This is a genomic window from Oribacterium sp., assembly GCF_057249185.1.
Genome location: NZ_DBHIGR010000023.1, coordinates 9,532 through 17,481 on the forward strand (window position 1 = coordinate 9,532; position 7,950 = coordinate 17,481).

At 44.6% G+C, this 7,950-nt stretch carries 7 protein-coding genes; 2 read left to right on the top strand and 5 right to left on the bottom strand.

The window, feature by feature from the left end; genetic code table 11:
• The 4 genes from ACO4PX_RS02570 to ACO4PX_RS02585 form a co-directional block, all read right to left on the bottom strand.
• Window positions 1-653 (bottom strand): lipopolysaccharide biosynthesis protein (locus ACO4PX_RS02570; RefSeq protein WP_485571266.1); only part of this gene is annotated, 653 nt, incomplete at its 3' end.
• Window positions 654-659: 6 nt separating this feature from the next.
• Window positions 660-1,352 (bottom strand): glycosyltransferase family 2 protein, encoded by a 693-nt coding sequence (locus ACO4PX_RS02575; protein WP_315369812.1) that lies wholly within the window; start codon window positions 1,350-1,352, stop codon window positions 660-662.
• Between the two features lie 41 nt (window positions 1,353-1,393).
• On the bottom strand, window positions 1,394-2,440 hold the full coding sequence (locus ACO4PX_RS02580) for an ATP-grasp domain-containing protein (protein ID WP_485571268.1): 1,047 nt from the start codon (window positions 2,438-2,440) through the stop codon (window positions 1,394-1,396).
• Window positions 2,437-3,549 carry a DegT/DnrJ/EryC1/StrS family aminotransferase gene (locus ACO4PX_RS02585; protein ID WP_315369810.1) on the bottom strand — a complete coding sequence of 371 codons (1,113 nt, stop codon included), beginning with the start codon at window positions 3,547-3,549 and terminating at the stop codon, window positions 2,437-2,439. The genes ACO4PX_RS02580 and ACO4PX_RS02585 overlap by 4 nt, the downstream gene beginning before the upstream one ends.
• Before the next feature lie 132 nt (window positions 3,550-3,681).
• On the opposite strand from ACO4PX_RS02585, the gene ACO4PX_RS02590 reads away from it, so the two are divergent.
• Together ACO4PX_RS02590 and ACO4PX_RS02595 are read left to right on the top strand one after the other, a co-directional pair.
• Window positions 3,682-5,289, top strand: a complete 1,608-nt coding sequence (locus ACO4PX_RS02590) for a L,D-transpeptidase family protein (protein ID WP_485571270.1) — start codon at window positions 3,682-3,684, stop codon at window positions 5,287-5,289.
• An 11-nt stretch (window positions 5,290-5,300) separates the two neighbouring features.
• Window positions 5,301-6,326, top strand: a complete 1,026-nt coding sequence (locus tag ACO4PX_RS02595) for a glycosyltransferase family 2 protein (protein ID WP_485571272.1) — start codon at window positions 5,301-5,303, stop codon at window positions 6,324-6,326.
• Between the two features lie 520 nt (window positions 6,327-6,846).
• On the opposite strand, the gene ACO4PX_RS02600 is transcribed toward ACO4PX_RS02595, so the two are convergent.
• Window positions 6,847-7,950, bottom strand: a 1,104-nt coding sequence (locus tag ACO4PX_RS02600; RefSeq protein WP_485571274.1) for an oligosaccharide flippase family protein, incomplete at its 5' end; no start/stop codon positions are given.

Sequence of the window (7,950 nt, forward strand, 5' to 3'; positions counted from 1 at the left end):
TTTTCTTCCCCCAGGGGCTTGGTGGCTTTTAAAGGGAGAAGGGAAAAGAGAAAGAAGGAGGCCGCCTGTGCCAGATTCATAGCAATGGCGCCCAAGAAAAGATTTTTAGTGATTCCAAGAAAAATCAGAAGAGCCAGGACGGAAAAAACCGTGCGAAGAAACATGGACTGTCCGGCCTTATACAAAACGCCCCTTCTTTGCAGTTCCGACTCATACACATCACAAAAGGCATCCCCTATTTTAAAGAGACATAGGAAGAATAATATCAGACTCTTCTCCCCGGTATAAAGACCGCTACCGTACTGAAACAGAAGAAAAAGCACAGCCAAAATCAGAGCCAAACCTCCGGTAAGACTGCGAAACTGCCTGTATTGTCGAAAAGAAAACTCTCCCTTCATATCTGTGATATGAAAGGGGCGAAGTCCAAAGTAAGCCACAATGAAAAACTGTTGTCCCAAAGTAGAGTAACCGAAGCCGAAGATTCCTCCCTGCTCCTCTCCCCCTAAACGAAGGACAAAGAAAGCCAGCACCATGGAAGCCAAGGCATAGCACATACTGCCTATTCCGTTCCAAAGCACATCATTTTTCATGAAGGAAGGCTTCCGCCCTCCCTGTTTTCCTACTGCCTCTACACTCATTACGTTCTTTTTCACTACTTTCTATATTTTTGTATTTCCGAAAAAAAGAATAGACAAAAGCACTCTGGTCATATATTTTGCCGCATTCCAGGGCTTTAGGTAGGACTCTCCCTCCCGTCTTTCCCGAATCTTTACCGGCACCTCGGAAACTGTCATTCCCGCCAAAAGTAAATGAGCCAAGGTATCCGGCTCCGGGGAGAAATTTCGTTCTCTGGAAAAGCGAAGAATGGCTTCCCGCCCGTAAATCCGAAGTCCGCAGGTGGGGTCCGTCAGTTTTGTACCGGTTCTTAAAAGAATAGCCAGGCTGATTAAGGAAGAACCGAAGTCTCGTAAAGAGCCTCCTTTTTTCTTTTCCAAAAAACGGGAACCGCAAACAATGTCCACGCCATTTTCCGCCTCCTCCAGCAAAGCCGCCACATCCTCCGCCCGGTGTTGTCCGTCGCCGTCAAACTGCAAAGCATAGGCATAGCCCCTTTGATCCGCATAACGCATACCGGTTTGAAAACAGGCTGTTAAGCCGAGGTTTTCCGGAAGGGCAAGGTAGGAATAGCCCTTTTTTTGGCAAAGCTCCACAGTTCCGTCTGTGGAACCGTCGGAAACAATAATATATTCCGCTTTAGGGTCTACGGACAAAATATCTTCCACCACCGCGTCCAGACTCTTCGCCTCATTGTAAGCGGGAATAATCCAGAGTAATTTCTTTTCTTCCAACATATCCTCCTTAGAAGAATTTTTGAACTTTTTATCTGTCTTAGCTAGGAAAGATAAAAATCATCATAATACTTTCCGTAAAAACCATAGCGGATAGCCTTTTCCGGCTTTTGAGAAGAAAAATCCGCCATCGGCTTTGTTTCTGACCGCATTGTTACAGCATCCTCTCCATCCGCATCCCTTTCCGATGCCTCAGAAAGGTAGAAACTTACTGCTTCTTCCACAAAGGGCGCTCCTGCCAGGACAGAAAATCCGATGCCTCCTGAGGGACGAGGATTAATTTCCAGAAAATAAAAGCAGTCCTCCTGCTCCTCATAAATCCACTCAAAATTCACAAGACCATAAAGATTTAAAGCTTCTGCAATCCGCTTGCACTGCCTTTCAATGCCCTTCTCCGGCAAAATTTCCACACTGACTCCGGCTCCATTTTTCGTCCGAAGATTTTCTTTCCGTACCAGTGCTCTATCCACTCCCCCATGACCTCGAAAGTAATCTACCGTATAGACCTTCCCTTCGATTTTTCTTTGGAAAATGTAGTTCTTCTCCTCTTCCCGCCACATCTTATTGCAGAAAAAGCCCAGCTGATCCTCGTCCTCTATCTCACACAAGCCCTCTGAGGAACGGCCGTTTCTTTTCTTGGCAATCATGGGAAAAGATAGGTTCTCAAAATCCAAATCTTCATACTCTTCTCCGGGAATCACGGAAAATCCCTCTTCCAGCTTGTCGGAAAGAAATTTACTTAAAAGGTATTTGTCCCGAATCAGACTTAGATCCCCCTTGGGAATACAAAGGGTAATTCCCTCCTTTTGAAAGCGTTCCTTATGTTTTTCATAAAAATCCACTTCCAAATCAATCAGCGGAAAAATAGCGGAAAGCTCCCACTCCTTACATAAGGAAAGAATTCTATCCAAATATACCTCTTCCTCCCGTACTAAGGGAATTTGCGCAAAGTCCTTCACCCTTTTCGCCATGGGAATCCACTCTCCGGGATAACAGTCCGCACCATATACGGTGTAGCCCTTCTTTTCCAGTCCTTCTATAACCGTCTTGGTGGAAAAGGAGCCCAAGGCTGTACACAGAATATTTTTCATGAACACTCCTTTTGTAAAATAACGGAAATTCTTTCAATATCGGAAAAATCCAAATCAGGATAGATGGGCAAAGTCAGTATTTCCTCCGCAATTCTCTTGGCTATCGGCGTGCTATCCCCCGAAAACTTTCCTTTATAGCAATCATACTCGGAAATCAAAGGATAAAAGTATTTTCTGGGATGAATGCCTTCCTTTTCCAGAAGGGAGAAGATCTGATTTCTTCTTCCCTCTCCTAAAATCCGTACAGGAAGGTAGGCATAGTTTTTCTCCACCCCCTCCTGCCCCTTAGGGAAAACAAGACCGGGGACGTCCTTTAACAGGCTTTCATAATGCCGGTATCGTTTCTCTCTTTCCTTGATATATTCCTCGATATGCCAAAGATTACAAAGTCCCATGGCAGCGGAAAATTCATTCATTTTCCCGTTACAACCCACCAACTCTACGCTTTCCTGCCCCATAATACCGAAATTTTTCAAGGCATAAAGCTTATGCATAAGCTCAGGATTTTTCTCTCCAATGCAAACCGCTCCGCCCTCAATGCTGTGAAAAACCTTGGTGGCATGAAAAGAAAACATGGAAGCATAACCAAAGCTCCCTACGCCTCTTCCATGATAGCGTTCCCCAAAGGCATGGGCAGCATCATAGAGTACCGGAATGCCGTATTCCTTAGAGATTTTATCCAGCTCTTCCACTTCGCAAATATGTCCATAGACATGCACCGGTAAAATCGCCACCGTATCCTTTGTAATAAGGGAGCGAATCTTCTTTACATCCAAGGTATAAAAATCCTCTTCAATATCACAAAACACCGGCGTACAGCCGTTTCTTACAATGGCATGGGTAGTGCTGGCAAAGGAAAAGGGAGTGGTAATGATTTCTCCCTTTTTTCCAAGGCTTTCAATCAAAAGCTCTAAAGCAATATGACCATTCACAAAAAGCTCCGTATTTTCCACGGAAAGAAAGGCGGAAAGCTCTTTTTTAAAATGTTCATGGAATTCCCCCATATTGGTTAAAAGACGAGTCTCCCATAGCTTTTCCAAATAGGGAAGAAATTCCTCCAAAGGAGGAAGGCTTGATTTTGTAACGTAGAGCTCTTCTTTCTTTTTCATTACTTCCTCCTTAAATTCTGTCGAGATTTTTACAATTCTATAGTAATCCCATGAAAATGTAAATGCTCCCTAGTTCTTTTTGCGTTTTTGTGTTAAGGTTCATAGGTATATTAGAATTTAAGGAGGTTAACTATGAATCAAGCGAAAAAGTTCGCTGCCATTCTTACGCTAATGAGTATCTCTGCATCACAACCCTTTCTTGCCATGGCAAATCCGGTAGAGAGTACAGAGAATACTGCCATTGTATATACAGAGGAAAATGCCCCCTCAATTTCTCAGGGTCCTGTAGACGGAAGTAATAGTGCAGTGCTAAGCCCCGGAAATACAAGTTCCGGAAGCGGCAATGCCGGAGAGAATACAAACAGTAGTTCCCAGAATAACGGCGGAGAGAATAATGCCACCGTACAGGAATCCGCTCCCTTGGAAAAAACAGAGCTTACCGTAGATGCCATTCGTCCCTTTATGACCACCGATCATGCGGGAGACGTGGCCGCAGACCCGGTTTTAAATCTGGTTCCTTTGGCGACCTACTATATTTATAATTCCGCCGGAGAACGAATCGACTACGGTTACAGTCAGGACAACCAGTCCTTTACCTTCAGCCCCAACGGCTTCCAAAGAATCATGCTGGAGCACCAGAACGTAGGAAGATGGTATTATCGTACCTATTCTCCCTCCGGCTCCTGGGGTCCCTGGGCAGCTTCCGGAGAAACCACACCGGATAAGGGAACCGTTACTGCCATTATGTTGAGAGTCAAGGGATATACCCATACCATGGGAGAAATCTACTACCGTGCGGTATTAAGTGACGGTACCGTAACGGATTGGGCGAAAAGCGGAGAAGCCTGTGGAAGCTTTTCCGGGGATAAATACATTGTGGGCTTAAAGATTGCCCTTTGGAAAAACGGTGTGGAGTTTAGCGGAAAGCGCGGAAAAGCATTGGACAGTGCATATCAGGAGGGACTCTATTTTGAAAATGGAGAACCTAAGTACCAGACCGCTGACAACAGCCCCTATACCGGCTATGCTTTCGACCCGGATTCCAACCAGTACTACTTTGAAAACGGTGTTGCCCAGAGAGGCTGGAAGGTGGTAAACGGCTATCGCATTTACCTGAATGAGCAGGGAATTGCTTTAAAGGACTTAGAGCCGATTATGGGTAAGCAGGCAGCCTACAGTATTCGTATTAATAAGGAAACCAGAACCCTCTATGTCATGACCAAGGACGAGGAAGGAAAGTTCACTATTCCTTATAAGACTATGATGTGCAGTGTGGGACCGGATACCCCTCTTGGTACTTTCAAGATTTACCAGAAATATCGTTGGCACTTCATGCATAAGGATTGCTATACCCAGTTCCTCTCCCGTTTCTATAAGGGATTTTTGATTCATTCCTTATTGTATGAAAAGGCAGATCCCCACAGCTTTGATGCCATCAACTACAACTTTATCGACCAGGCCATCTCCGGCGGATGTATCCGTTTAAGAGCCATCGATTCCCAGTGGGTCTATGAAAACTGTAAGAACGGAACTCCCGTAAATGTGTATTCCGATGCCTGGGACAAGGGTCCCATCGAAAAGGATGCCATCATGCAGGCTATCCCCAGAGAGCAGAACTACGATCCTACCGATCCTGTTGTTGCCGGTAAGCAAAGTGCAGAGGATGCCAAGAGTGTAGCCGATTCCAAGAAGGAAGTGGCGAAGGAAGCGGAAGAAAATATCATTGAACCCAATGCCTAAGGGACAAACAAATGAAAACAACCATCGTTATACCAAACTATAATGGAGCTCATTTTTTAGAAAAGTGCATGCCTGCTTTGCTTTCTCAAAGCAGGCAGGACTTTTCTATTCTTTTTGTGGACAATGCTTCCAAGGATGATAGTGAAAAGCAAATCAAGTATTGGATGGAGCAGGATCCGGAGCGGATTTTCCTGATTCAGAATACGGAAAATACCGGCTTTGCCACTGCGGTGAACCAGGGAATCCTCTGGGCCAAGGAGCAAGGGGCAAGCTATGCCCTGCTTTTAAACAACGATACGGAGGTGGCTCCGGATTTTGTAGAGCAGCTTCTGCTTTTCATGGAAGAAAAAGAAAAAAAAGGAGAAAAGGTATTCGCCCTTTCCTCCAAAATGGTAAAGATGCATGACCCAAGCCTTATGGATGACGCCGGGGATGAGCTTTGCCTCTTAGGTTTTCCCTTCCAAAGAGGTTTAGAGGATGAAGCTTCCCGGTGGACTAAGGCCGAAAAGGTATTTTCCGCCTGTGGAGGAGCTTCCCTATATAGCATTCCTCTTTTAGAAAAAACCGGACTTTTTGACGAAAAACATTTTGCCTATCTGGAGGATGTGGACTTATCCTTTCGAGCCCAGTGGAAAGGATATTCCGTTTACTACTGCCCCACTGCCCTCTGTAAGCATGTGGGCTCCGGAACCAGCGGCGGAAAATACAGTGATTTTAAAGTGGAGCTTTCAGCCAGAAACTCTATCTTCCTTCTCTACAAAAACTTTCCTCTAGGGCTGAAAATTCTGAATTTCCTGCCCTTCTTACTGGGAATTTTGATTAAGGCTCTTTACTTCCAAAAGAAGGGCTATGGAAAAGCTTATCGGAAGGGTATCTTTAGAGGCTTAAAGGAAAGAAAGGAAATGAAGAAGGTGGATTTCCGGGAAGTGCCTCTTGGAAGAATGCTGAGGATTGAGGGAAGGCTTTTTAAAAATTGCTTTGTGTATCTTTCGGAGAGAAAGAGGAGAAGAAAAGGGCTACGCTCCGATTCTTTGTAGGCAGGAAAGCGGGCACGCTTGCGCCAACCTCGCTCTGCGTAAAAAAAACTGTAGAAAAATCAAGGGCAACGCTCCGAAGCTGTATGGATATGAAATCGGGCACGCTCCCGCTAACTTCGCCTTTGTAGTGCAGAACTGTAAAATAATAAAAGGCAACGCTCCGATGCTGTATGGATATGAAATCGGGCACGCTCCCGCTAACCTCGCCACGTAGCGGATACTAAGCGAAAAACACAGTACCTGTGTTTTTCGCTTAGTACCGACGGGCTCAGATTACCCTCTTTCATACCTATACAGCTTCGTTCGCTTTGGCTTTGGTTTTCTTCAGTTCTTCTCTTCGCAGATTTTCTGCTTATACCGAGAGGCTCAGATTGCCTTCTTTCATGCCTATTAAGCATCGTTCGCTTACATTATTTGATTTCTACTGTTCTTCTCTTCGAAGGCTTTCTACATGTACCAACAGGCTCAGGTTACACGCTTTCATGCCTATACAGCTTCGTTTGCTTTGGCTAATTGTTTTCTATATTCCTTTTCTCTTTAAAGGGTTTAATTCCATTAACGTTTTGATATCTTTTCTGTTCAGCAGCAATGAAAATAGTATATAGCAGATTGCTCCTAGGGGGATGAGGGCTATGAGTTGCCATAGTTCTGTCATTCCTCTTTTTTCTAACAATTTTTGAGTCAGATAGACAATTCCTCCCATAAGAAAGGATGCGATAAAGGATGCCAGGCAGTCTTTTAATTGGGAGAAGAAGCCGTATTGTATCAGTTTTTCATTGGGTTTGGCGTTTAAATACAGGCATAGAACTTCTCCCACATTTTTCCCAAAGAGCATGACGAAGATGCCGAAGGGAAAAGTTAACAGAAGAATAATTATGCCCAAAATCTTCTTGATAATTTCCAGCTTCAGAAATAAATCCGAGCGCCCCTGACTGTTCATCAGTTGTAGATTGCACATGTGCAGGGGTAAGAATAAATACGTCACGGAAAGAAAACGTAGATAGGGTAACATCCCTATCCATTTCTTGGTGAGCAGTAAGATGATAAAGGGCTTTGCCACTGCCATTAGTCCAAAAAGAATGGGAAACAAAAGGAAGGCGGAAAAACGAATGGTTTTCCTGGCCATTTCCTGTAAGGCATCCTTTTCCTCTTGCATCTTGGAAAAGGCGGGAAACATTACTCCGGATATCATGGTGGAAAGGGTGGAGGACAGAAGCTTTGGAAACATTTCTCCCCGATTGTAAAGCGCCAGTTCCTCTACCTTGTAGCGTTTTCCGATGACAAGACCATAGATATTTTGCCAAATCTGATCCAGTAGTCCGGAAAAAAGAATTTTCCAGCCAAAATGAAATAAAGCTGATAAAGAGGAAAGCCGAAATAAAAGCTTCGGTCTCCAAGGAAGGCATAAGAATAATATCAGCATGGTAAAAAAGTAATAGGAAATCTGCTGATAGGCCATGGCAAAGGAGCCAAGCCCCTGATAGGCTAAAAATACTGCCAGCACTCCGGAAAAGAGGGAGGAAAAGAAGCTGGCCAGAAAGATCGGGCGAAACTGCAAAGCCCTTCCTGCATAGGCCATTTGGATGGAAATTACTGCTCCGGGGAAGAGCAAAATACTCATTTG